The organism is Vibrio sp. THAF190c (assembly GCF_009363355.1).
Classification (GTDB): domain Bacteria; phylum Pseudomonadota; class Gammaproteobacteria; order Enterobacterales; family Vibrionaceae; genus Vibrio; species Vibrio fortis_A.
On record NZ_CP045338.1, the window covers coordinates 1,675,759 to 1,700,698 of the forward strand.

A 24,940-nucleotide genomic window follows, 5' to 3' on the forward strand; every position below is an offset into this window, starting at 1 on the left:
ACGTTGGCATGAAAAAATGGACTCATTACATAGCCCTACCCCTGTCTGCCCTTGTTGTGGGTTGCAGTAGCTATCCAGAACATGGCACAGGAGGCTTGGCAGAAAGTTACGATTCAATCAACTATCAGAATTCTGATTTTTCACCAGTAATGCCTGATGAGCCACTTGGCCCTGAACATGGATTAAGATTTGACTGGCAATTAGCGAAGCTTCATTTGGATTCTCTTATCCAGGAAGGGGCTCGCTGGTGCTTCCCTGCAGCAGTTGTACAGGCAATAGAGAAACAAAACCGCATCGCACGTGAGCTTCAGGGAGGTCTTCTTCTTGATGCAGCCAATGACCTGGTGATTCAACGTAAACGACTCAACGATCTAGAAATGCGTCTCGACTATGTAACGTCACAAGCTCGCTGCGCACCGCCTAAAAATGAATCCCAATTCAGATTACAACTGTCGATTATCGAACAACTTTACGACCTACTGAACGTAGACAACCAATTTGCCCATAACTCAACCGAGGTAAACCCGAAGTACATGGGGCATTTAGCTGAAGCGAGTATCATTTTAAAGGATCATCCTACATTAGATTTGATCGTAACAGGCCACGCGGATGCTACGGGCACCGAAGAGTACAACGATAAATTAGCGCTAGGCCGTGCGAAACAAGTAGAGCGTTACCTCACTATTTTCGGCTTAAGCCCAACTCGTATCAAAACAGTATCTGTTGGTGAAACCGTGCCTCTTTTCGAAGGTGAATCTGCTGGGACTCGTCTGACTAACCGTCGAGTGAGCATTGAGATTGTCTCTCCTGACAACGCAGAAATGATGGGAGGCTCGTTATGAAAACTCTAATCATCGCTCTAATCTGTTTTTTAACTCTTGCTGTCTCACCTGTATTTGCTGAGGACGAATTCAGCGATGCTGTCCAAGTTGGTGACCTCATCCAGGTTAACGTACCCGGTGAAGAGACCTTGAATCGAGGTTTCCAAGTCGACAAACGCGGCCGTATTACTCTACCCGAGGTGGGTGCAGTATTTGTTGCGGGTTACGACAACGAACAACTACAAAAAGTGGTCATCGATGCACTGAGCACGACCTACCGCGATTTATCAACGGCTACCGTATTTATCAAAGAGCAACAGATTCTAATTTCAGTACAAGGTTATGTTGAACAGCCAGGCGAATATACATTGTCGCTAGGCTCAAGCGTTCAAATGGCGCTTTATGCCGCTGGAGGTTTAAGAGCAGGTGCGCAATTAGATAAGCTGATTCTTAAACGCGGCGCTGACAGAAAGGAGTTCAACTACAAACGCTTTTTAGATTCGGGCGATGATTCTCAACTGCCCGAGCTGCAATCACTTGATTCTATCTTCGTACCCGCATCCCCACTTGTCGGTAATATCGAGCAAGAGTTTGATGCAGCCAAGCTTGCTAACTCAGGTGATAGCGCCGATTCTCGCAACTCAATCAAAGTATTCGGTGAAGTTAACGCGCCAGGCTCTTTTGCTTACAAAGAAAATACCGACCTTGTTGATGTGATTATGCGTTCAGGTGGCGTAACACGTTATGCTGGTGTTGAACAGATTCGCGTTATCTCGAACAACACCCCGACGCTTTTCAATCTAAAACGTTACCTAGACACAGGTGATAATTCGCTTCTTCCAGTACTGCGTCCAGGCTCAACTATCTTTGTCCCTAAACAAGAAGTAGAGATCAAATCGGGTGCAAATACTGTGTACGTCATGGGTGAAGTTGCTGAACCGGGCGCGTACGACGGTAAAAAAGGCGCGACCTTTATGGACATTCTGGCGAATGCTGGTGGCCCAACTCGATTTGCCGAGTCGCGTCAGATTCGAGTTATCAAAGCCAGTGGTCAGGTCCTTAAATTTGATTTAACCGCTTACACAGAAGGCTTACGCGGAGTGAAGCCACCAGCGATCCAACCTGGCGATGCTATCTTTGTTCCAGAAAAAACCGACATGAATGAGAAGTCTTGGCTTAAGATTTCACCAGACCGTGCCGTGAATGTGATTGGCGAAGTGGTTCGTCCAGGACGTATCGAATGGTCTGATGAAATGGATCTTATGGATCTTCTTGCTCACGTGGGCGGCCCAACTCTTCGTGCAGATACGACCAAAATTGAAGTCGTAAACGGACGCAAGCTAACGGTTTTCGATTTAGATGCTTACATCAAAAACGGCGCACCACGTGAAGACCTGCCTTTCATTCGTGCTGGCGCTATTGTACGTATCCACGACTTACCGCAAGACCCATCAGACAACAAATCGCAATGGGTTCGTCAAAGTTCAGATGCTTCAATTTACGTTTTTGGTCAGGTTAACGCGCCGGGTCGTTACCGCTTCACTAAAGATATGCACTTCTTAGATATATTGTCAGCAGCAGATGGCCCAACAAAAGACGCTGACATTCACAATATCCGTGTGACTCATAGAGACAAACCCTATGCGAAAGTAAGTAAGCTGAACCTATCGCTCTACTTTGAAACTGGTGATGAATCTATCCTACCTCGCGTAACCACTGGTGACACGATTTACATTCCAGAGAAGGATAAAAACTGGTTGGATACGTCAAAAGAGTCAACGGTACGCGTACTGGGTGCAGTGAATAAGCCGGGTCGTTACGTGTTCAACGACAATATGACGATTCTCGACCTGTTAGCTGAAGCTGCTGGACCAACAGAGAACGCTTACTTAGAGAAGATTACTGTCGTAAACATGTCTTGCTGTCAGGGCCAAGCACGTACATTCGACCTGATTAAATTCAGTAAGACAGCGAACATCTATCACCTACCCGTTCTTCGCGCTGGTGATACGATTTACATTCCAGACCGTAGTGAGAGCTTTATTGAAAAAGCACGTGTCACCCTAGATGACATTCTACGTCTAACCACTACTATTGTATTAATTGGAGCATTATGATGACTATTTCAGCCACACAAGCCGAAGTCGAGAAGCTCTACTTAACATCAGAGCTGAATGGGCACCGTTCAACATGCATTACTGCTTGTCAAAGTGGTGACGGCGTCACTTCGATTGCTTCCGCCTTTGCTGAGCGCTGCATGCTTGCAGGTCACTCAACCCTGTATGTCGATTTGAATCTGTTTAATCCCGCGTTTCACGACTTGGAACTGGTTAACCTCGAACAACAAGGTCAACTGATCGAACATAAAGAATCTAAGCGACTGTTTGTTGGCGTACCTGCTCCACGTGAAGCGTCTGCTCAGCTAGCGTTTAAAGACCCAACCATGCTCAAAAAAACGGTCGCTCAATGGCTAACTCAATATGACCGTGTAGTGATAGATACCTCTCCGCTCTTGCAAGTCAACAAAGGTAATATTCCTGCACAGTCCGTCGCCAATGCGTGTGACTCAACACTACTTGTACTCGCTTATGGTGAGACAACGACCAGCCAGCTTGAGCAAGCAAAACAGCTTTTATCGACAGACGGTATTCTATTGTCTGGTGCAATCATGAACATGAAACACGCGCCAAGTTTCACTCAAGAGATTGCACGTCAATTAAACAAAATGAAGTTCATTCCTTCTAAACTGCGTTCATCCCTGTGCAACAAACTTTCTCAAAATGAGTTCCTAAACCTGCCAATTTAGCCTTAAAAAATGTAGTGATTTTATTTTAAATTGATTAATTTCACAGAAAGTCACTACATTTCAATGAAAATACCAATAAAAACACCATGCTAATCCTTCATAGTGTGACTTGCATTGGCAATGCTCAAATCAAATCAGATCCAACATGGAATTTATCCAGATATTCCCTAAACTTATAAAAAGTGGTCAATTTTTGTTGATTCGTCATAAATACTGGGTACCACTCTTGCTGCATTAATCTGTTCCCTCGGAAATCGAAAGGAACCAGCCCGTGAGACGACCAAAGGATATGACTCGTCACATCAACACCACTCAGAGTAAGTCCGCAGCCAAACACGATCTTTGTGTTCTTTTTGTGCGAGTTACAAACTTTAATGAGAAAGGAACCTCAATATGAAATACAAGTTAAGCTCCATGTTTTTGTTAGTCGCCGCAGCCAGTAACGCTAACGCTGGTGAATGTGGTAGCGTAACAATCGCCGACATGAACTGGAACTCAGCGACACTCATCGCCAATATCGATAGGTTTATCCTAGAGCACGGTTATGGTTGTGACGCAGAACTTATTCCCGGTGATACTATGCCAACCGGCACCTCAATGATTGAGAAAGGCCAACCTGACGTAGCCCCTGAACTTTGGAGCAACAGTTTAAAAACAGCGCTAGATAAAGGCGTTGAAGAGAAACGATTACGTTACGCTGGTAAAGCGCTCGTCAACGGTGGTGAAGAGGGTTTTTGGGTACCTAAATACTTAGTGAGCCAATATCCTGAAATTGCAACCATTGAAGGGGTTCGTAAACACGCCAAACTATTCAAACACCCGGAAGATCCAGATACATCCGCATTTTACAGCTGCCCTGCAGGTTGGAACTGCCAAATCAGTGCAGGCAATCTTTTCAATGCACTAGAACTCGAAGAGAGTGGCTTTAGCATTGTCGATCCAGGCTCTAGTGCGGGTCTCTCTGGGGCTATCGCCAAAGCCTATGAGCGTGAAGAAGCGTGGTTTGGTTATTACTGGGCACCTACGGCTGTGCTAGGTAAATACGACATGGTTAAAGTTGATTTTGGCAGTGGCGTCGATAAAGACGAGTTCGTGAACTGTACGACTCAAGAAGAGTGTGAAGCGCCTAAAGCGACCATGTACCCGCCTTCTCCAGTACATACCATCACAACAGAAAGCTTTGCAAGTCGTGCGCCTGAAGCCTATGACTACTTCACTAAGCGTGGTTTTACTAACGACAAAATGAACGCTCTGTTAGCTTGGATGGAAGATAACCAAGCCGATGGTGAAGAAGCGATGCTGCATTTCCTAAGCGAATATCCTGATATCTGGCACCCATGGGTATCTCAAGATGTGGCAAAGAAAGTGGAAGCAGAGCTGTAAACAGTTAATGGTTTACTGTTTATAACGCATTAAAATCACACATTATAACGTCGCTATACTTGATGTTATTCAGCATTCGAAGCGGTTGAGTTTATCAGCAGCTTCGGAATATAAGGATATAAAATGGCTGACAATAGCTGGTTCTCCAGTTTTCCTGAAATGGAACGCTCTGACTTACGAGCAATTAAGAAAACCCTAGACGGCGCCTACCGAGATTTTTCTCGCGAATACGGCGAATTGATAGAATCTTTCTTTGATCCTCTTCTCTCCTTCCTCGTCTGGTTTGAAAAACTCCTCATCTCAACCCCTTGGCTTATCGTTCTCGCTGTTTGTACTGGTCTTGTGTATGCAGCAAGCCGCTCGTGGAAACTTGCGCTAGGTTGTGTCGGTTCTTTGCTTCTGATTGGTTACTTTGGGATGTGGGAAGACACCATGCGCACGTTGAGTATTATTACTGTGTGTACCTTGGTTTCGATATGTTTAGGCATACCCATTGGGATTGCGATGGCGCGCTCCAATCGCGTTCAATCCATGGTTACTCCGCTACTTGATATAATGCAAACCATGCCCGCGTTCGTGTATTTGATTCCAGTAGTAATGCTGCTGGGCATCGGTAAGATCCCAGGGCTTATCGCGGTTGTTATCTACGCTATCCCACCTGTGATTCGTTTAACAAACCTGGGTATTCGCTTAGTTGATAAAGAAGTGCTTGAAGCAGCAACTGCTTTTGGCGCCAATAAGAAACAGCGTCTTTGGGGGGTTCAGCTTCCCTTAGCTATGCCAACCATTATGGCAGGCATCAACCAGACTATCATGATGGCTTTGTCTATGGTTGTTATCGCATCTATGATTGGGGTAAAAGGCTTGGGACAACCGGTACTGAAGTCGATTACTAACCAATACTTCACTTTAGGCCTTTTGAATGGCTTCGCTATTGTGGCATTAGCAATCCTATTCGACCGAGCATCGCAAGCCTACGCAAAAAGAACCAACGCACATTTAGGAGGGTTTAAGCATGACTAAGCCTCTGATTGAAATTAGTGGACTGTATAAAGTCTTCGGCCCTAAGCCAAAGTCGGTGATTGAGCGTATTCATAATGGTCAAAACAAAGACCAAATTCTCGCTGATACTGGTCACACCGTTGGTCTCAAAGAGATAAATCTAGAAATCAATCGTGGCGAAATATTCGTGATCATGGGTTTATCCGGTTCTGGTAAGTCGACGTTGATTCGCCACTTCAACCGCTTGATTGAGCCTACCGAAGGTAAGATCACCGTCGAAGGCACCGATGTCATGAGCCTCAACACCAAAGAGCTCGAAGAGTTTCGTCGTCATAAGATGTCGATGGTGTTTCAACGCTTTGGCTTGATGCCTCATAGAACCGTAGTTGAGAATGTAGCTTACGGACTCGAGGTTCAGGGCATTAAAAAGGACAAACGTTTAGCCAAGGCGTCTGAATGGCTAGATACGGTTGGACTTAAAGGTTATGAGCACCAATACCCTGCTCAATTGTCCGGTGGTCAACAACAGCGTGTTGGTTTGTCACGCGCACTCTGCACCGATGCTGAAATCTTATTGATGGATGAGGCTTTCTCAGCGCTCGACCCATTGATTCGTAGTGAAATGCAGGATCAACTGATTGAGCTACAAGAAAAGCTTCATAAAACTATTATCTTCATTACTCACGACCTTGACGAAGCACTGCGACTTGGGGACCGAATCGCGATCCTGAAAGATGGCGAGTTAGTTCAACAAGGAACTCCGCACGAAATCCTTCTACACCCAGCAGACGATTACGTTGAGGCATTTGTTAAGGATGTAAACCGTGCTCGCGCACTTACTGTAGAAACGGTTATGCAGCCACCTCTGTATCGCATCACATCAGAAACGATTGAAGGTGCACTTGCTCAAATGAAGATGTTGAAGCATGACTACGCTTACCACGTAACGGATGATGGCTATCAAGGTCTGGTGACAAAAGAGAGCCTCCAAGATGCCGTTGAAGACAAAACTGTGAGTGACTTTAGTGATGACATCTACGAAGAAGTACCTGCAGTCAATCCTGATGCTGTCATTGAAGAGATTCTGCAAGATACCATGTCATGCGAATACTCACTGCCTGTAGTCGATGAAGAAGGCAACTTAAAAGGCGAGCTAGAACGAAGCGCTGTAGCGGACATTTTTGCGGAGCCAGGAGAAGCTGAAACCGCCCCAAAGCCCGTGATTGATAAAGCGTCTTAAACCTCTAACTATCGCCCGCTGCGCGTTTCTTGAACGTCATCGGGCGACATTTTACTTATTCATTGTCACCCATTCCTTCCCAGAACCCACCTCGCTTGGCATTTTTGCGATCTTCCATATTCAAGCAGTTGAAATTGTTCTAAAAAATGTCTAATACTTAAATATCTAATTGCGTTACACATCATTCGTTGATGTTACCTTTGCGTAACCTTCGAGTGTTTACCGAAATCAATAGATGGATCTATTTACGATGACAGTTACTAACACTGAAAACCAAGACCTTGTCGATGAGTCTATTCTGCAGCAGATGATTGTAGATACCAGTGCAGAGGTCATCCCTATTCTGATCGACCATTATGTGGAAGAGTCCAAAACGCGTATTGACGCAATTAAACAAGCGGCTCAATCCCAAGATGGTGAAGTTCTAGAGTTTGAAGTCCACACTCTAGGTAGTACTTCGCTCGCTTTAGGCAACAAAGCTTTATCAACGCTAGCTCGCGACATCGAACGCCAATGCCTAGAGAAACAAACAGAGCTCGCATTCACACGCGTCGATGAACTCCTTGCTTTAGCGGACAGTTCGATAGAGGCGCTGATAGCTCGAAAAGAACTCGGTTTCGGCTAAAAAACCAATGTCTGATTAAGAAGAGACAAAACGACATTAAGCACAGAACACAAAGATTGACGTTTGGTTAGGACAAGATTCAAAAGGAATAACACAATGCGCCCTAAAGTATTGTTAGTTGAAGACTCCACTTCATTAGCTGTTTTATACAAACAGTATGTAAAAGATGAGCCCTATGACATTTTTCACGTCGAGACGGGAGCAGAAGCCAAAACTTTTATAGAGCGTCACACGCCGCAACTGGTTATCCTTGACCTTAAACTGCCTGATATGTCGGGTGAAGAGGTATTAGATTGGATAACAGAAAATGAAGTTCCAACGGCCGTAATTATTGCTACCGCTCATGGCTCAGTAGACATTGCCGTTAGCCTTATTCAGCGTGGCGCGGAAGACTTTCTTGAAAAGCCAATTCAAGCCGAGCGCTTGAAAACCTCAGTACAGCTGCACCTTAAACGCGCCAAGCTAGAGAACTTAGTGGAAAACATTAAGAGCAAGTTTGACCGCGAGGCCTTCCAAGGCTTCATTGGTTCATGTCTACCGATGCAAGCCGTATATAAAACGATCGACTCGGTAGCTCCAACCACCGCCAGTGTGTTCATTAATGGTGAAAGCGGTACTGGTAAAGAAGTGTGTGCCGAAGCCATCCATAAAGAGAGCCAACGTCGCGACAAGCCGTTCGTTGCGATTAACTGTGGTGCAATTCCTCGAGACCTGATGGAAAGTGAAATCTTCGGTCACGTTAAAGGCGCATTTACTGGCGCAACGACAGATAGAAAAGGCGCTGCGATGCAAGCGCACGGTGGTACCTTATTTCTCGACGAGCTCTGTGAAATGGAGCTCGAAATGCAGAAGAAGCTCTTGCGATTCTTACAAACAGGTACATTTACCCCACTAGGGGCGACTCGCGAAGTTAAAGTAGATGTGCGAATCATCTGTGCAACCAACCGTGACCCGCTGTTAGAAGTTGAAGAAGGTCGCTTTAGAGAAGATCTCTACTACCGTGTTCACGTTGTACCGATTGAGATGCCACCTTTGCGAGAACGTGGTAGTGACATTGTCACGCTATGCAAGCACTTCCTGAAAATCTACGCTAAGCAAGATGGCAAGAAATTCAAATCAATAGATAAAGAGGCTCAGGTTTTACTAAAGAACTATCCTTGGCCGGGTAATGTCCGCCAACTTCAGAACATTATTCGCAACATTGTGGTTCTCAATAACGAAACCAATGTGACCAAAGAGATGATCCCTGCGCCGATTAATGGTACGGGTGGCCGAAGCAAAATCGTAACGCCTATTAAGCGCGTCGAACCTGTTCAAGAAGCAGTAGCAGAACCGGTTTCCAAGCCTGCCCCTTTGACTCCAGAGCAAATTGAGGCCGCAACTGAGAGTAGCGGCCCCGCTCTTACCAATGGTGATGGCAGCATTCGCCCAATGTGGAAGATTGAGCGAGAAGCGATTCAAAATGCGATCAACCACTGTGATGGTAACGTGTTGAATGCTGCGGTGCTGTTAGAGCTTAGCCCTTCCACGGTGTATCGTAAGAAGCAGGCATGGGAAGCTGAAGATGAGTATAACCAAGCCTAAGCACTCCCAGAAATTAGAGATTGAACCAAATGAGATTTGGCTGTTGCTCGACAGCCAAACCTTTGGCGGCATCGAAACTCATGTTTTGGAGTTAGCCAAAGGATTGAAAGCGCATCAACGACAGGTGCGCATTATCTTACTTACCCGCTACTCTCCGACGCCTCTCATTATCGAACGCCTTAAGCAAACGGGACTCAGTTTCTCATTTCTGCAAGATTTAACGACGACTGACGGTTCAGCAGTTACTCAGCTTAGTCATGCCATCGAAACTTACCAACCAAGGCTCCTTCATTGTCACGGTTACAAATCCAGTATCATTGGCAAACTTACAAAGCTGCTTTACCCTCGCCTTTCCCTTTACCAAGTATCGACTTATCACGCAGGAGAAACACCAAAGGGCCGCGTCTGGCTCTATGACGCACTCGACCGATACACAAGTTTCCTATCTAGCCACTCATTAGTGGTGAGCAACAAGATTAAGGAAAAGATTCCCAGCGCAACAACAATGCTCAACAACTTTGTGAGTATGCCGGAGCGTCAACCTTCTCCAGAGTTTAGCTCTAGCTCATACCGATTTGGTTTCGTGGGTCGGTTAAGTCACGAAAAGGCAGCCGACCGATTTATAGATTTAGCTATTCAGTTTCCCGATCACCAATTCCACCTGTTTGGTGATGGTCCTGAACGCGAACAGTTGGAATCACGCAAAGCTGATAACTGTATCTTTCACGGTCACCAGCAAAATATGGAAAAGGTCTGGCAGAGTATCGATGTATTGGTTATCCCATCGCGATATGAAGGTTTGCCAATGGCTGCATTAGAAGCAATGTCACTCGGCATTCCTGTCATCGCGACCGCTGTAGGTAACTTACCTCAACTCATAAATCACGGAGACAATGGCTATCTAGCTAGTGATCCAAAAGAACTCGAAGCATGCGTAAATAACTGCTTATCTCTCTCTCAAAATGAAAGATCAACGCTCAGCCAACAAGCAATCGAAACCATTAACAAGACATACTCACCGCAAGCTGTCATCCCGCAACTACTAGCGTGCTACGGACTCTAATTCTCAAAATGAGATTATCGTTCTCGACCAAACAGCACACTTTCTCAAAATAGGATACGACTTTCTTATCCAAAAATAACTCATCAATCTGATTCTCAAATTGACATTTGCTTGATAAGCCCAATAACCAGTCATTAAAAATCAACCAGTTAACGAAAAAATCATACTGGCACTCTGCTTGCTATGTTCACTCTATACAAACAATTTATCCCACAAAGGGACAACGTCTTTAAATTGGTAGAGAGTGAGGCTTAGCAATGAACAATTACAAGAACATACTCTTTGTACATTACGGTGATAACTGGATTCGTGGAAGCGAAGCATGTTTAATCAATCTGATTGCGAGCTTGAATAAGGCAAAGTTTCGACCCGTCGTTTGGAGCAATTGTGAACCGTTGGCAGAACACTTCAAGAAGCAGTCCATCCCTACCGTTTATACCCCCTTTAAACTGCTTCTCGGCTGGAGCGTACCAAGGTTCAACCTTTACCAGTGGAGCGTGCAATTAAAGCAAGCTGTCTCTCTTATCAAGCAGCACGAAATCGACATTGTTCACATCAATAGTGGCGCTCCGTGCCAATGGATGTGTATCGCCGCCAAGTTATGTGGCGTCCCTGTCGTAACTCAACTTCACAGTGACTATCAACTGAGAGATCGCTTTACTTTAGGTTTACACCTCTCTCCAAACATCGCTTGTGTAAGTCATGATATTAGTAAAGGCCTTCTTGATGATGGCTACCCACAAGATCAGCTGTGTGTCATTCACAATGGCGTTGTCCAACATCGAACCACAAATAGAGACGTGCGCGCGGAGCTCAACATCCCAAAATCAAGCTTTGTGTTTATTACCGTTGGCTCTCTGATTGTTAGAAAAGGCGTCGATTTGATTATCCAATCGCTGAATCGAATTCAGGGCGAGAAAGATGCACACCTTGTTGTGATTGGTGATGGTGAAGATAGAGACAACCTGATCGCGCTCGTGAACGATTTAGGCTTAGCTTGTAAAGTCCATTTTGTTGGCGAAAGAGAAGATGTTGCAGACTGGCTTTGCAGTAACGTCGATGCATTCGTTAGCGGTGCTCGTTACGAAGCTTTTGGACTGGTACTCGCAGAAGCTGGATTAGCTAAGCTTCCTGTTATCGCACCAAGGGTTGGCGGTATTCCTGAATTCATCCACCATAATCGCACAGGCCTCTTATTCGACCCAAGCAATCCGATTGACGAAATGTGCCACCAAATGACTCGATTAATGTCAGACGCAGCTTTACGTACTGACCTATCGACTCAGCTATATCATTTATCGCACTCCAAACTCACCGTTGAAGCAAATACACAACAATTTGAACACCTATACCGCAAAGTCATCCGCAAAAATGACTCATCTTCCCTACTCAATGGCTTAAAGCCGCTTGTCCGCTGGGCATTTCATTAACGTTAACAGCTTGGAGACATACGATGAATACTAAGACCCGAAACGCCAACGACAAAACAAAACACGGCTTAATTTACGATCCAATTCCTTTTGCGGGCGGCTCTAAAATAGCGACCCTCGAAATGTTGATGACCACTCACGAGTCAATTGAAAAGCAAGCTGATGACAATGTAAGTTTTACAATTGTTACCGCTGATCCTGACTCTTGGAGAACGGCAGTAAGCAAGCTCAACGCGAGAATTATTACTCTACCCAACTGGGGTTTTCTTACGGTACCTCAAGGGCTTCGCTACTGGGTTGCTCAGTTAGTGTTAGCCTTGATCCTGATGGCCACATTTATTCGTCTACCACGTATCAATTATACCGTTGGTGCCTCAAACCCAGGTATCGATATGGCACTATATGTTGTTAAATGGGTTTGGAGAATGCCAATCATACAGTTGGTTCACGGTCCTGTTGGGCTTTCCCGTTCAATCGGCCATTGCTTTACCCGCGCTGATTCGGTCTTCTATCTATGTTCAAGTATTGATTCTATACGCGCTGCACTTAGCTGCTACTTTTCTAAGGCTCATGACTCTGAACAAACTGAGATTATGACTCGTGCTGTTCTTGAGAGTGCTAGATTTGAATCTTTTTCTAATGGTTTGACCCAAGCGAATTGGCCAACTCAAAGCACAGGAACATCAAATAACGTTTTTTGGGCAGCCTCTCTACTTAAATGGAAAGGATTAGAGACACTCAATGAAGCATTGAACATTGCTAGTCAGATAACGCCATGGAACACCAGTATCTGCTATATCACACCGCAAAATACACATTTAGATGTGAGCAGTTTACCGACAGAAAGTACGTACACTAAGCTGTTCCATGCGCCTAACAATCTTGACCAAATCCGCGCAAATTCAGGTATTTTTGTGTCTACCAGTATCAACGAGCCGTTTGGCTTGTCTGTTTTGGAGAGCCTAGCCGCTGGGCTGTGCGTCGTTATTCCAAGCGATGGCGCTTATTGGGATCGAGTCCTTGAAGATAATGTCAATTGCCTAAAGTTCGCTCCACAAGATCCACAATCATTGTATGAAGCTGTCCAAACGTTGATTGGCGACCCTCAGCTTCGTCAACGTTTATCACAGGCAAGTTTTGATAAAGCGAAACAGTATCGAGCGGAGCATTGTTACGCTTCGATTTGTATTGCTATGCGCGGACAAGCTGCGACTAAACCAGCAATGGCTTCGTTGGAGACGTCTCATGATTAACTATTTACATCAGCCATCACCGCTAATAAACATGCTGACCTACGGCATCGGATTGGTCATAAGCAAAGGCGCGGCTCTAATTATGTTGCCGATTATCGCCAACTATCTTGCCCCTTCTCAAATTGGTCGGTTAGACCTGTTAGGCTCTATCGGTGCGGTAACGGGTATCGTTGTGACATTTGCTCTGCATGAGGCACTCTACCGTTTTGTTGGAGAAGAGAGTGATTTTAAAAAACGTTTTTTAAAAGCGAGTGAAATCTTCTCCCTCACCTGTGTCGTTTCTCTGATTCTGGCTGCTGTTCTTTTTGGCTATATCAATAGTGGTCTTGACGACCAATTTGCCTTTGCAAGCCGCACTGAGCTCAATCTCATTTTAGTTTGTGCTTCTCTTGAAGGCGTTATCGGTTTATCTACCGCATGGCTGAGAATGCAGGACAAAGCTTTTACGTTTCTAGCAATCAGTGTCGCTTCAACACTACTACAAATCAGCTTAATTCTTGGTGTGCTATTTTCTAGCCCGAATGTTGAGAAAATTTTAATGTGCGGCGTAGTCACCTACCTTTTCCAAATCACTGCATTGCTTATTATCAATCGCTTTAAGCTCACATTTACCAACATCTCAGCATTTCGAGAGTATCTTTGTTACGGTTGGCCACTGATGCTAACTGGCTTAATCGGTTTTGGTTTAAACGGTGCAGAAAGATTCTTCGTCGCCTACTCCACCAACCTAGATACCCTTGGACAATATGCGATTGCGATTAAATTCTCGTTTGCCATGTGTATCTTGGTTCAGCCTTTTGGAATGTGGTGGATGCCAAAACGTTTCAATACGCTAGCGAATCAAGGTCGCCTAAAAACCGTTGAGGTTACCCAGCTTGGAATTATCTACATCACTCTACTCACTGTAGGCGTCGCATTCGCAGCCAAAGCTTTCATCTTGTTAGCACTGCCAGAAACCTATCTATTGTCGGCTCAACTTGTATTGGGAACGTTGCTGTTTTCTTGGTTCAAGGAGGTCGCGGAACTGCTCAATATCGGCATTCTTCATCGCAAAGCCACCAGATTACAGCTATGGATTTCGGTAAGCGCCACTCTCATTGGTCTTAGCATGATGTGGTTACTAAGTGGCTTTGGTATTTGGGGGATAATTGGCGCTTTATGTATCGCTCAAGCGTTTAAAGCTGTCGTTGTGTTTATCTACAGTCAAAGGCTGACTCATCTACCTTATTCGCTCGGACTGTTCCTCTTTGAGTTTAACGTGCTAGTACTGTGTCTGTTGTTAGCTCTCTCTATACAAAATGTCTGGTTCTGCCTAGCGATGGCAGTCATTGCTCCAGTGATCTGTTGTCTGCCCGCTTATCGAATTGAAGCAGTAAGGCATAACGTTCAAGCATTGGGACAAAAGCTTATTGGCAAATTAGAAATCTTAGCTGGGCACAAGCCTTGCTAGATCATTATTTCAGCACACAGGATTTTCATTATGACTAACGCTACCCACAAGTTACCTTCAATTGTCACAGTATCTATGCTGTGCCTATTGATGGGCGGCGTTTGGTATATAGTCCCACACCCGATCGTTGCAATTTGCTTAGCTTTCATCCCATTAGGTGCCCTGTTTGTTATCAACAAAACCTATTGGCTGGTGATTTTGTTCGTCGTATTCTCATTTTTCCGCATCCATGAAGCCATCCCCCAACTTTACGCGTTTAAACTGCCTCTGTTTCTTTCACTAGGAGCTTTATCGGCTTTGATGTGGCACACGCTTATTAGTAAGGAACTTAAGACCTACTGGCACCGTTCACTATCTTGGTTAGCACTGTTCTGGTTACTTGTCACAATTGGTCTGGTATTTGCCTCGAACCGAGGGGTTGCTATCCAAGAGTTTAAAGGGATTTACTGGAAGATCATGGTGATGACACTCGCGATTGTTTGGCTGGTAAACAGCATGGATAAACTCGCTAAAACGTCGACCATCATTATCTTCTCGGGCTGTTTAATTGGCATCATCGCCATCTCTAACTCCATCAATGGAATTGGTCTTGTTGAAGGTACTCGTGTCACCATTGGCCGAGACATTGGCTCAATGCTCGGTGACCCAAACGATCTCGCTCTTGTACTCATGTTCCCTATGGCCTTTGCGATCAGCCAAGCGACAACGAAAGGCATACCCACAATGCACCGCTTCATCGGAGCAACTGCATGTATCATCCTTCTTTATGCAGTTATCGCAACACAAAGCCGTGGCGGCCTTCTAGGCTCGATTGCTGTTCTCGGAATCTTCGCTTTGAGCATCATTCGCTCAAAGGTCACTTTAATTACCCTTGGTGCCATCGCTGCGGTTGGGCTCTATTTCGCTGCTGGCATATCCGATAGAGCGTCCGGCGGTGCTGCAGAAGCCGGTATCGATGCGTCGGCTATGGGGCGCCTGTACGCTTGGGAAGCAGCGTTTAAAATGGCGCTCGATAATCCACTAACAGGGGTCGGGTTAAACAACTTTTACTCGAACTACTTTTTCTACAGCCCACACTGGGATGGTCTCAACCATGCTGTACACAGTACTTGGTTTGGGGTACTCGCCGAAACGGGCTTCCTTGGCTTAACCGTATTTATCATCTTGATTGGCTCTTTGCTCATCACCGCACGTAAAACCCTAAAACAAATCAAAGACAATGGTAATTCAGTCAACCCAATCCTCTACTCTTCGGCGTTCGCCGTTTATGCCGGGCTTATCGGGACAATTGTGTCTGGTACCTTCCTAACTCAAGGCTTCAATTGGCCAATTTATATCCTTTCTGCATTGACGGTTTGTGTTTCTCATATATCCCAAACTGAATGTCAAAATGAGAAACCAAACAAACAGAAACTTTAAGCAACTGAAAATTAACAACTATTTATATGGCACATATAATGAAAGTACTCCATTAAAACAAAAAATGGAGATTTCAAAATGACGTCAGTATCAGTTCATCAATTTAAGACTTGGTTGAAGTTTCATCCTAATTCTCATATTCGTAATCTGTTTTTCATTTTGAAAGACATACGTAATGCCGAACTTCCAGTACCTAAATTTGCCAGTAAATGCCTATACCATGTTCACCGCAGTATCTCGGGTGTCATTTCAGGTATTACTCGCTTCTTCTATTGGACACCCGCTTTTAAAGGTCGTCTAAATCGCTGTGGTAAACATCTATACCTTTATGGCGGTTTACCGTTTGTAAGTGGCCCTCTCACTATTAACGTAGGCAGTGAATGTCGTATTTCAGGCCACACGACTTTTTCAGGTTGTAGCCAACCGACTGCTGATGGTAGCCAACCTTCCTTAGAAATTGGCGATAACGTTGATGTCGGTTGGCAATCGACAATTGCGGTTGGACGCCGCGTTGTTCTTTCTGACAATGTGCGTATTGCAAGTGGCGCGTTCCTGTTTGGTTATTCTGGTCACCCTCTTGATGCACGACGTCGTGCTCTCGGTGAAGGCGACGATCCGGAACAGATTGGCGATATCATTCTTGAAAGAGACGTATGGCTGGGCACCAATGTCACTGTAAAAGGTGGAGTAACCATCGGCGAAGGCAGTGTGGTTGCTGCGGGAAGTGTCGTAACCAAATCCGTTCCACCACTTTCAATTGTTGCGGGTAACCCAGCACGTATCGTTGGCAGTATTCCAAGCGAGCCAACTGTGTTCGATATTGAAGAACACAAAGGAGGCCGTCATGCGTGATTTGATTGTTTTCGGGGAAGACTTCGGTGGATTACCGTCATCGACGCAGCACTTAGTACGTCACTTAGCGAAACAACATAAAGTGCTTTGGGTAAATTCGATAGGTTTAAGACAACCAAAGTTAAACCTAAAAGACACTACTCGCGCACTGAACAAACTGGTAGGAAGAAGTAACGCACAAACTCAAAACATGTTACCCGAGCAAGCATTCGACAACATTACTGTGGTTAATCTTAAGACCTTACCAGCGCCACGTTCTTTCGTCGCTAGAAAGCTTGCTAAAGAACTAATGTTAGCTCAGCTAAAACCTGTTATTAAGAAGTTGGGAATGAAAAACCCAGTACTTTGGACTTCCCTACCAACTGCTGCTGACTTGTGCGGTCATTTGGGAGAAACCCATGTCGTCTATTACTGCGGAGATGACTTCTCGGCGCTCGCCGGCGTTGATCACAACTGTGTCGCTCGACACGAACAGTCTCTAATAGAAAAAGCTGACGTGATTTTTGCAGCTAGTCAGAAGCTAATGGATAAATTCCCTTCTGAAAAAGCCCACTTATTACCACATGGGGTAGATTTTGCGCTCTTTTCTAACCCAGCGAAACGCGCAACAGATTTACCGAGCCATCATCGTCCAATCGCAGGTTTTTACGGCAGTTTGTCTCAATGGCTTGATTACGATTTGATCGAGAAAACGGCGTTAGCACGTCCGGACTGGGACTTCGTTTTCATTGGTCCTAACGAACTAGAGCAGCTTGCTCTGCCGGTACTCAGTAACGTGTTATATCTTGGTCCAAGAGCACATCATCAGTTACCGAGTTATTCACAGCACTGGGATGTGAGTTGGTTACCATTTGTCGACAACGAACAGATAAGAGCTTGCAGCCCTTTAAAACTCATGGAGTATCTCGCAGCCGGCACACCGATTGTGACTACCCCTTTTCCTGCACTCAAGCCTTATCAAGAGTATGTGACTACTGTGAATAACGCTGAACAGGCATCGCAAGCCTTAACTCATGCTCGCCAATCCTGCTCTGGTTCTCCAACGATCGTAGAAAAAGAGAGTTGGGAAACTCGCGGTGAGATTGTTCACTCTATTTTGGAGTCGTTATGAATAATCTAAAAACCCGATTACTACAGATACTTTATGGCGCATGGCGACAACGCTATGTGATTGGCATTCCAATGCTGATACTGCCTGTTGTGGGGTTATTGGTCGCAAATCTGACGCCTAAAAAATACGACTCGCACACCAGTATGCTGATTCAAGAAACCGCTAAGATGAACCCGTTTCTAGAAGACATCGCAGTATCAACCATGCTCAAAGATCGTATCAACGCGCTAAAGACATTGCTGCATAGTCGTCATGTTCTTTATTCAGTGGCAGAAGAGCTTGAACTAATAGACTCAAGCATGTCGAGTATCGAGCAAGAACAGATCATTAACGACTTGTCGCAACGACTAATGGTGACACAGTTGGGCAAAGACTTTCTTAAAATCAGCCTAACTAGCAATACTCCTGAGAGAATGGAAGAGACTCTCAAGTCTGTCAGTGAGCATTTTATCGCTCAATTGCTTGCTCCTGAACGTTCCTCAATTGAAGACTCGAGTAACTTTCTTTCTATTCATATTGAAAAACGTCGTGAAGCACTCGACGATGCAGAGCAAGCACTAGCGCTCTATCGCAACGACAATATCGAATCGACTCCAGAGATTCAGAGCCAAAGCCTAAACCGATTAGCAGCTCTCAAACAAAGTCTATCTGAGAAGGAGGCGGAAATGGCTGGTGTTAAGAAAAGCCTAGGTTCCATGGACCAGCAACTCTCACGCACTAACCCGGTGATTGGTAAAATTGAAGACCAAATTATCGATATCCGTAGTGAACTTACCCTACTTCAAGCTAAGTACACCAACAAGCACAGTGCCGTACAAGCAAAGTTACGTGAGCTAGACAGACTAGAGAGCGAACGTAAAACCTTGCTTGAAATGAAGCAACCTAACATGAACAGCGACCAGCTTTGGGACATTGCCAGTAGTAACACCTTTAACGACGTCTCAGAACTACAGCCTTTGTTGGTGACACAGTTACACAGCTTGCAACTGGTTCGTGCGCGTTTCGAATCGTTGAAAGAGGAAACTAAGAGCTTGAAAACAATGATCTTTGAGCTAGAAAACAAGGCCAACAATTTTGGCCAAAATGCGAAGGAGATGTATCGCTTACAACGTGACGTTCAGATCAAACGTCAACTCTATGACGAGCTAGTCGAACGTTACGAAATGGCCCAGCTTACTGGCTCTTTGGGTGTCTTTGAACAAAACAAGCGAGTCAAAATCATAGATCTACCTTACACGCCGAGCATCCCATCTAACATGCCTTCATTCATATTTGTCATTGCAGGTTTGATTGCAGGGATTGGGTTTGGGATAGGCTTAGCAATACTATTTGAGTTGTTCGATTCATCAGTAAAAGGAAGCGCTCAAGTTGAACAGGTGTTGGGAGTTCCTGTGATTACAGTCATCCCCAACATGAACTAGCTTCCTTGATAACTAAACCAAACCACCAGCTTCAACTGGTGGTTTTTTTATTCCTTTCTATCTCTATTCGATTTGTCGCGAATCCATTTTCAACAGTCAGTTTCTCATGAAGCTGTTTCTCAATAAGCGTTTTGATTTTCAATTTGAGAATAAGCACCCAAAACCAGCCAAAAACACTTAAACCAATGTATTTATTAGATAATTTTCTTGGCACGCGACCTGCTAGGTATATAGCAACGCAAAATAAAAAGCTGAGAATAATAGGAAATCTCGCAATCCTTGTTTACCCACTTACTAACAATAATTACAGCGGAGTACCACATGAAAGTACAAGGAAAGAAAATAATTCATGTCGTTCAGCACCTCGCACCCGGTGGGCTGGAAACATTAACGCTCGATCTGCTTCGTCTAGCAGACCCAAAGGATCAAGTTTTGATCGTGAGCTTAGAGGGACAACGTGACTCTTCAATAAACAACTGGCCAAAACTAGAGCAGTACCGCTCTCAAATTGTGTTTCTAGACAAAAAGCCAGGCGTGCAATTTAACGTTCTGCTCTCTCTCATTAAGGCATTTAGCAGCATCAAACCAGATGTGGTTCACACCCACCATATCGGCCCTCTTCTTTACGCAGGCTATGCTGCTCGCCTTTGTAGTGTTCCTTATCGAATCCATACAGAGCATGATGCTTGGCACCTCAAAAATCCCAAAAGAAGACGTTTACAAGCGATCGCTCTCCAATTTGCGAAGCCTATGCTAGTCGCAGATGCAGCCAAGGTTTATAACCAGCTGTGCTCAGCATTTTCCTACAAAAACATCACAACAATACGCAACGGCATTGATTGTGAAAAATTCCACCCGACTTCTAAACTAGCGTCTCGTCGTCTATTTAACGTAGGCGAAAACGACTTCATTGTTGGCTGTGCTGGCCGATTAGAAACGGTAAAAGGGCAAGACCAACTTATCAAAGCGCTGCCACTGATTCCAAAGCGTATTAAAGTCGCGATTGCCGGAGACGGCTCACAAAGGGAGGCTCTTGAGCAACTTGCTAAAAAATTGAATGTGTCAGACCGTGTAATGTTCCTTGGTTTGGTCGAAGACATGGTCTCATTCTACAACTCGCTGGATGTATTTTGTCTTCCATCACGCTCAGAGGGTTTACCACTCTCCTCCCTAGAAGCTCAAGCTTGCAACATTCCAACGGTTGCCATGGATGTAGGTGCGGTAAAAGAGACGCTTTGCCCCGTGACTGGCCACTTAGTAAAACCGGATAACATTCCTCACTTGGCATACTCGTTATTCAAGACCTCACAAAATGACACGTTAGAAAACTTCTCTAACCCTCGTCGCTATGTGCTTGAGAATTTCAACATCAGCGACATGGTGGAGTCTTACAACAAGCTGTCAGAGGAGAGCTACGTATGATAGATGTTGTACTCGCTACCCTCTGCTTATTTGCCGGAATGCTCATTGTATATCACCACGCAGGTTATCCAATTCTGCTTCGTTGGTATGCAAAGCGCCATCCTAAGCAGCCTGTACATGAAAACCAACGTGCTTACAAAGCAGAAGCACAGGACTGTACGCTGCCAACCGTGACTATCTTGGTTCCGGCATACAATGAGCAAGCTTGGATTGCGGACAAAATTCGTAACCTCGCATCTCTCGACTACCCAAAGGATAAGTTAAAAGTCGTGATTGCCTGCGACGGCTGTACAGATAAAACCGTTGATAAAGCTCAGATGGCGATTCAAGAAGCGATCTGCAGCGACATCTACTTCGAGATTCATGATCACAAAGTTAATCGTGGCAAAGTGGCGACTGTTAATGAAGAGATTGCGAACATCGACGCGGACATTACGGCTCTGAGTGATGTGTCGGCATTAATATCATTAGACGCTTTGCTTATCGCAGTCGAACATTTTAAGAATCCAGAAGTAGGTGTTGTAAACGCGACTTATCAACTTTGCCCAACGGGTAATCAGGGTGAAGATGTTTATTGGAAATACCAAACAGCGGTTAAAGAGCGTGAAGCATCATTCGGCTCAAGTTTAGGTTCACACGGTGCGTTCTATCTATTTAGAACAAGCCTGTTCACTCCACTGCCTAGCAACACAATTAATGATGACTTTATTCTACCAATGCAAATCGTCAAACAGGGTTACACTGCCGAGTACGAAACACGCATGGTAGCTCTGGAATTAGAAGAGACCAACACCAAAGCGGATTTCAAAAGAAGGTTACGAATCTCGGCGGGGAACATGCAGCAAGCCATTGAGCTGTTTAGTTTATTCAGCCCAAAATTCAAAGGGATAGCATTTGCTTTCTTCTCCGGTAAAGGGTTAAGACTACTCACCCCGTACCTAATGATTGTTAGCTTAGTGTGCTCATTCTTCCTACGTGATTACTTTCTATTTAACTTTTTATTCTGGGCACAAATCGCCGTTTATACGCTTGGCATCGTTGGGTATTTATTACCAAAGAAACTGAGCATCAAACCTCTTTCGTTAATTTCTTATCTTGTGGTGGGACATTACGCCAACTTTGTTGGCGGTATCCGTTACCTAATTGGATTAGAGAATACCCCTTGGACACGAGTCAATCGTTAAGGATCAACTATGTTTACTCAAGACCATCAACAAATGCTTTACCAAAACAAGATTTCTCGCGCAAAACGTAGCTTTGACTTCTTTGCGTCCATGTTCGCGATTATTTTGTTCTCTCCGGTTTTCCCAATCATTGCTCTTGCGATTGTGATGACGTCTAAAGGCCCCGTATTCTACCGCCAACTGCGTGTAGGAAAATCGACACCAGAGAAGATGGAGATTTTTGAAATCCTTAAGTTCCGCAGTATGTACGAAGATGCAGAACAACGATCTGGTGCTGTTTGGGCAACGAAGAATGACCCTCGTATTACTCCTGTCGGTCGCTTTTTGAGAAAGACCCGTCTTGATGAATTGCCACAGTTGTTCAATGTTATTAAAGGCGATATGTCGTTGATAGGCCCTCGCCCTGAGCGCCCTACCTTCTACAACAAACTTGAAACTGAGATTCCGTACTTTGCAGACCGCACTTATGGCGTGATGCCGGGAATTACTGGTTTAGCGCAAGTTAACCAAGGTTATGACACTTGTATCGAAGACGTAAGACGCAAAGTCGGTTTCGATCACAGCTACGCATTAAGCTTGTGCTCAATGAAATCATGGATCATTGCCGACCTGTCGATTATCAGTAAGACCATTATCGTTATGGTGGATGGTCGTGGTCGTTAACAAAATGATTTGATGAACTTATAAATTAAAGGCCAAAGCCCAACGTGTCATTGCGTTGGGCTTTCTACATTTATGAACTTTATTCACAAAACTCAAAACATAAACGGTGTACCCTAATCAGCGACTTAGACTACCCACCTTTTGCAAATGAAAATTGAAGACCTGAAACTGTTTACCACTGTTGTTGAACTCGGCAGCTTTACCGCTGCAGCGAATGCGTTAGACCTCCCTAGAGGTAATGTGAGCCGACGAATCAGCGACCTCGAAGCATCTCTCGGTATTCAACTGTTCATAAGAACCACCCGCAGTTTATCGCTTACCCAATCTGGCGAGCTCTATTACAAAGAACTGCTGATTGCGCTCGGCGCACTAGAGAAAGCCAATCATGTGGCATCTAACCTTTCAGAACTGCCTCACGGTAAAATTAAGATAGGCTTGTTGCCGGAAACCAGTGACATCTTACAATCAACACTATTTCGCTTTCAGGACATGTACCCTGAAGTGGAGCTCGACATTCGCAGCATCAACAACGGCTTTGTCGATATGCATCGCCAAGGTTTGGACATTGCAATGCATGGAGGGCGCTTGAGTGACGCGAATATTGTGGCTCGTAAGCTAATGGATCTACAAAGAGTGTTTGTTGCTAGCCCAGACTTTATTGCTAAAGAAGGTCAACCCGTTTCCGTCCAAGAGCTATTCAATTATCCGTTTGTCTGTTTCCGCTGGCCAACTGGTGATATTGATCAACAGTGGGACATCGCCAACATTAATGTAACCGTCGAACCTTCAATTGTGAGTGATAGCATCGGGTTTGTGAAAGGAGGCGCGATTCGTCATCGTGGCATCGCGCTCTTGCCGGAACTGCTGGTACGCCAAGAGATAAAAGACGGGACGCTAGTAAACCTATTTCCAAACGACACACTGCAAAAAGAAGAAGCTTGGTTGCTCTACCCACAACGGAAAGCGCTCAGTCACGCCTCTCAACTTTTGGTCGACTTTCTATTACAAGAACTGCCTAAACTCTAGGCATTGTCTCATTTGACGTGACAGTGTTTCACGCTGAACCCAGATTATCTAACGAAATTAGAAAGATAGAATTGCCCTATATATTAATAGGAGCAATCCATGAACACTATTTTTCGTCATTCCATCATCGCAGCATGTTTAATACCTTTAATCGGCTGCAATGATTCACAGGCCTTAGCTCCAACTAAAGAGCCACGACCAATACAAGTCATCAAAGTGAAAACTGCAAACGAACAGGCAGCTAAGCGCTTTACGGGTACCCTACAATCTGCAGAAAGTGCCGCTGTCGCGTTTCGTGTCCCAGGTACCATTCAGAAAATACTGGTTAAAACCGGTGACTATGTCGAAAAAGGACAACCACTCGCATCTCTTGACCCACATGACTATCAAGTGGCACTCGAAGAGCTACAAGCTCGTGCATTAGAAGCGAAATCAGCTCACAAACTAGCGAAAGCAGAACTGGCACGCGTAAAACAAGCGATTGCTGACGACGCAATTGCTAACGTGAATCTCGACCGCGCAATCAGTGGCTATGAACGCAGCGAAGCCGCTGTAAAGGTGGTTGAGCAAAACATCCGCCGAGCTAAAGATACATTGCGATACACTCAATTACGCGCGCCATTCTCGGGCGTGGTCGCAACGTCTAACTTTGATCAGTATGAACAAGTTCTTCCGGGAGTTTCAGTATTTACCTTGCATAAGCCTGACTTGTTAGAGGTCGAAGTCGATGTACCCGAGAACCTGATTCACCAATTCAAACCGAAGCAACCTGCTGCGATCTCTTGGTATGGAGCAGCGCGCTCTGTCGCTGGACAAGTCACTGAGATTTCGACGCTACCTGACCCTATCAAACAGACCTACACGGTCACCTACCAACTAGATGGACTAAATCAAGAGTTGTTACCAGGAAAAGCTGTAACACTAACTACCAACCTAGGCAGTACGCAGCCAACTCTGTGTGTACCTTACTCCGCTATTGTAAAGCCACTGCAACAAGATCTCGTATTCACGATTAAGGATCAAACTGCACACGCGGTTCCTGTTTCGGTTGTTTCTTTTAATCACCAGAACGCTTGTGTTCAGTCTCAACTCAATGCCAGCGATTACGTGGTTGTGAGTGGTGCACAATACATTCAAGAAGGTCAGCACTTCCCATCAATCCAAGTTAAAGAGCTGTAGGTAACT

General features: G+C 45.0%; 21 protein-coding genes. All 21 read left to right on the forward strand.

Annotated elements, in window-relative coordinates:
* The first annotated feature begins 8 nt into the window (after positions 1–8).
* The 21 genes from FIV04_RS07470 to FIV04_RS07570 all read left to right on the forward strand — a co-directional run bounded on the left by FIV04_RS07470 (position 9) and on the right by FIV04_RS07570 (position 24,934).
* On the forward strand, positions 9–842 hold the full coding sequence (locus tag FIV04_RS07470; RefSeq protein WP_152468718.1) for an OmpA family protein: 834 nt from the start codon (positions 9–11) through the stop codon (positions 840–842).
* Positions 839–2,938: an SLBB domain-containing protein gene (locus FIV04_RS07475; protein ID WP_152468719.1), complete on the forward strand. Its 2,100-nt coding sequence runs from the start codon at positions 839–841 to the stop codon at positions 2,936–2,938. Before FIV04_RS07470 ends, FIV04_RS07475 begins: the two co-directional genes overlap by 4 nt.
* A complete protein-coding gene (locus tag FIV04_RS07480) occupies positions 2,938–3,627 on the forward strand; it encodes a CpsD/CapB family tyrosine-protein kinase (protein WP_150895951.1) in 690 nt (229 codons plus the stop codon). Before FIV04_RS07475 ends, FIV04_RS07480 begins: the two co-directional genes overlap by 1 nt.
* Positions 3,628–4,020: 393 nt before the next feature.
* A complete protein-coding gene (locus FIV04_RS07485; protein WP_032549003.1) occupies positions 4,021–5,010 on the forward strand; it encodes an ABC transporter substrate-binding protein in 990 nt (329 codons plus the stop codon).
* 123 nt (positions 5,011–5,133) lie between these two features.
* The gene (locus FIV04_RS07490; protein WP_152468720.1) at positions 5,134–6,033 is read left to right on the forward strand and encodes a proline/glycine betaine ABC transporter permease; all 900 of its coding nucleotides are present in this window, start codon (positions 5,134–5,136) and stop codon (positions 6,031–6,033) included.
* Positions 6,026–7,252, forward strand: coding sequence for a glycine betaine/L-proline ABC transporter ATP-binding protein (locus tag FIV04_RS07495; RefSeq protein ID WP_150872481.1), 1,227 nt, complete (start codon positions 6,026–6,028; stop codon positions 7,250–7,252). Before FIV04_RS07490 ends, FIV04_RS07495 begins: the two co-directional genes overlap by 8 nt.
* Before the next feature lie 250 nt (positions 7,253–7,502).
* Positions 7,503–7,877: an Hpt domain-containing protein gene (locus tag FIV04_RS07500; protein WP_253895322.1), complete on the forward strand. Its 375-nt coding sequence runs from the start codon at positions 7,503–7,505 to the stop codon at positions 7,875–7,877.
* Between the two features lie 96 nt (positions 7,878–7,973).
* A complete protein-coding gene (locus FIV04_RS07505; protein WP_152468722.1) occupies positions 7,974–9,461 on the forward strand; it encodes a sigma-54 dependent transcriptional regulator in 1,488 nt (495 codons plus the stop codon).
* Entirely contained in the window at positions 9,442–10,524 is a 1,083-nt protein-coding gene (locus tag FIV04_RS07510; RefSeq protein WP_152468723.1) for a glycosyltransferase family 4 protein, read from the forward strand. Before FIV04_RS07505 ends, FIV04_RS07510 begins: the two co-directional genes overlap by 20 nt.
* A 257-nt stretch (positions 10,525–10,781) precedes the next feature.
* On the forward strand, positions 10,782–11,954 hold the full coding sequence (locus tag FIV04_RS07515; RefSeq protein WP_152468724.1) for a glycosyltransferase: 1,173 nt from the start codon (positions 10,782–10,784) through the stop codon (positions 11,952–11,954).
* Between the two features lie 23 nt (positions 11,955–11,977).
* Positions 11,978–13,207, forward strand: coding sequence for a glycosyltransferase family 4 protein (locus FIV04_RS07520; RefSeq protein ID WP_152468725.1), 1,230 nt, complete (start codon positions 11,978–11,980; stop codon positions 13,205–13,207).
* Positions 13,200–14,657, forward strand: coding sequence for a lipopolysaccharide biosynthesis protein (locus FIV04_RS07525; protein WP_152468726.1), 1,458 nt, complete (start codon positions 13,200–13,202; stop codon positions 14,655–14,657). Before FIV04_RS07520 ends, FIV04_RS07525 begins: the two co-directional genes overlap by 8 nt.
* 30 nt (positions 14,658–14,687) lie before the next feature.
* On the forward strand, positions 14,688–16,076 hold the full coding sequence (locus FIV04_RS07530) for an O-antigen ligase family protein (RefSeq protein WP_152468727.1): 1,389 nt from the start codon (positions 14,688–14,690) through the stop codon (positions 16,074–16,076).
* Positions 16,077–16,154: 78 nt separating this feature from the next.
* Complete coding sequence (locus FIV04_RS07535; protein ID WP_152468728.1) at positions 16,155–16,928, forward strand: DapH/DapD/GlmU-related protein; 774 nt, start codon at positions 16,155–16,157, stop codon at positions 16,926–16,928.
* Positions 16,921–18,039, forward strand: a complete 1,119-nt coding sequence (locus tag FIV04_RS07540; RefSeq protein ID WP_152468729.1) for a glycosyltransferase — start codon at positions 16,921–16,923, stop codon at positions 18,037–18,039. Before FIV04_RS07535 ends, FIV04_RS07540 begins: the two co-directional genes overlap by 8 nt.
* Positions 18,036–19,460: a GNVR domain-containing protein gene (locus tag FIV04_RS07545; protein WP_152468730.1), complete on the forward strand. Its 1,425-nt coding sequence runs from the start codon at positions 18,036–18,038 to the stop codon at positions 19,458–19,460. The genes FIV04_RS07540 and FIV04_RS07545 overlap by 4 nt, the downstream gene beginning before the upstream one ends.
* Before the next feature lie 321 nt (positions 19,461–19,781).
* Positions 19,782–20,882, forward strand: a complete 1,101-nt coding sequence (locus tag FIV04_RS07550; protein ID WP_152468731.1) for a glycosyltransferase — start codon at positions 19,782–19,784, stop codon at positions 20,880–20,882.
* Positions 20,879–22,066 carry a glycosyltransferase family 2 protein gene (locus FIV04_RS07555; protein ID WP_152468732.1) on the forward strand — a complete coding sequence of 396 codons (1,188 nt, stop codon included), beginning with the start codon at positions 20,879–20,881 and terminating at the stop codon, positions 22,064–22,066. The genes FIV04_RS07550 and FIV04_RS07555 overlap by 4 nt, the downstream gene beginning before the upstream one ends.
* Positions 22,067–22,075: 9 nt before the next feature.
* Positions 22,076–22,729, forward strand: a complete 654-nt coding sequence (locus FIV04_RS07560) for a sugar transferase (protein WP_172974231.1) — start codon at positions 22,076–22,078, stop codon at positions 22,727–22,729.
* A 147-nt stretch (positions 22,730–22,876) separates the two neighbouring features.
* The gene (locus FIV04_RS07565; protein WP_152468733.1) at positions 22,877–23,755 is read left to right on the forward strand and encodes a LysR family transcriptional regulator; all 879 of its coding nucleotides are present in this window, start codon (positions 22,877–22,879) and stop codon (positions 23,753–23,755) included.
* A gap of 99 nt (positions 23,756–23,854) precedes the next feature.
* Positions 23,855–24,934: an efflux RND transporter periplasmic adaptor subunit gene (locus FIV04_RS07570; RefSeq protein WP_152468734.1), complete on the forward strand. Its 1,080-nt coding sequence runs from the start codon at positions 23,855–23,857 to the stop codon at positions 24,932–24,934.
* The last annotated feature ends 6 nt before the right edge of the window (positions 24,935–24,940 follow it).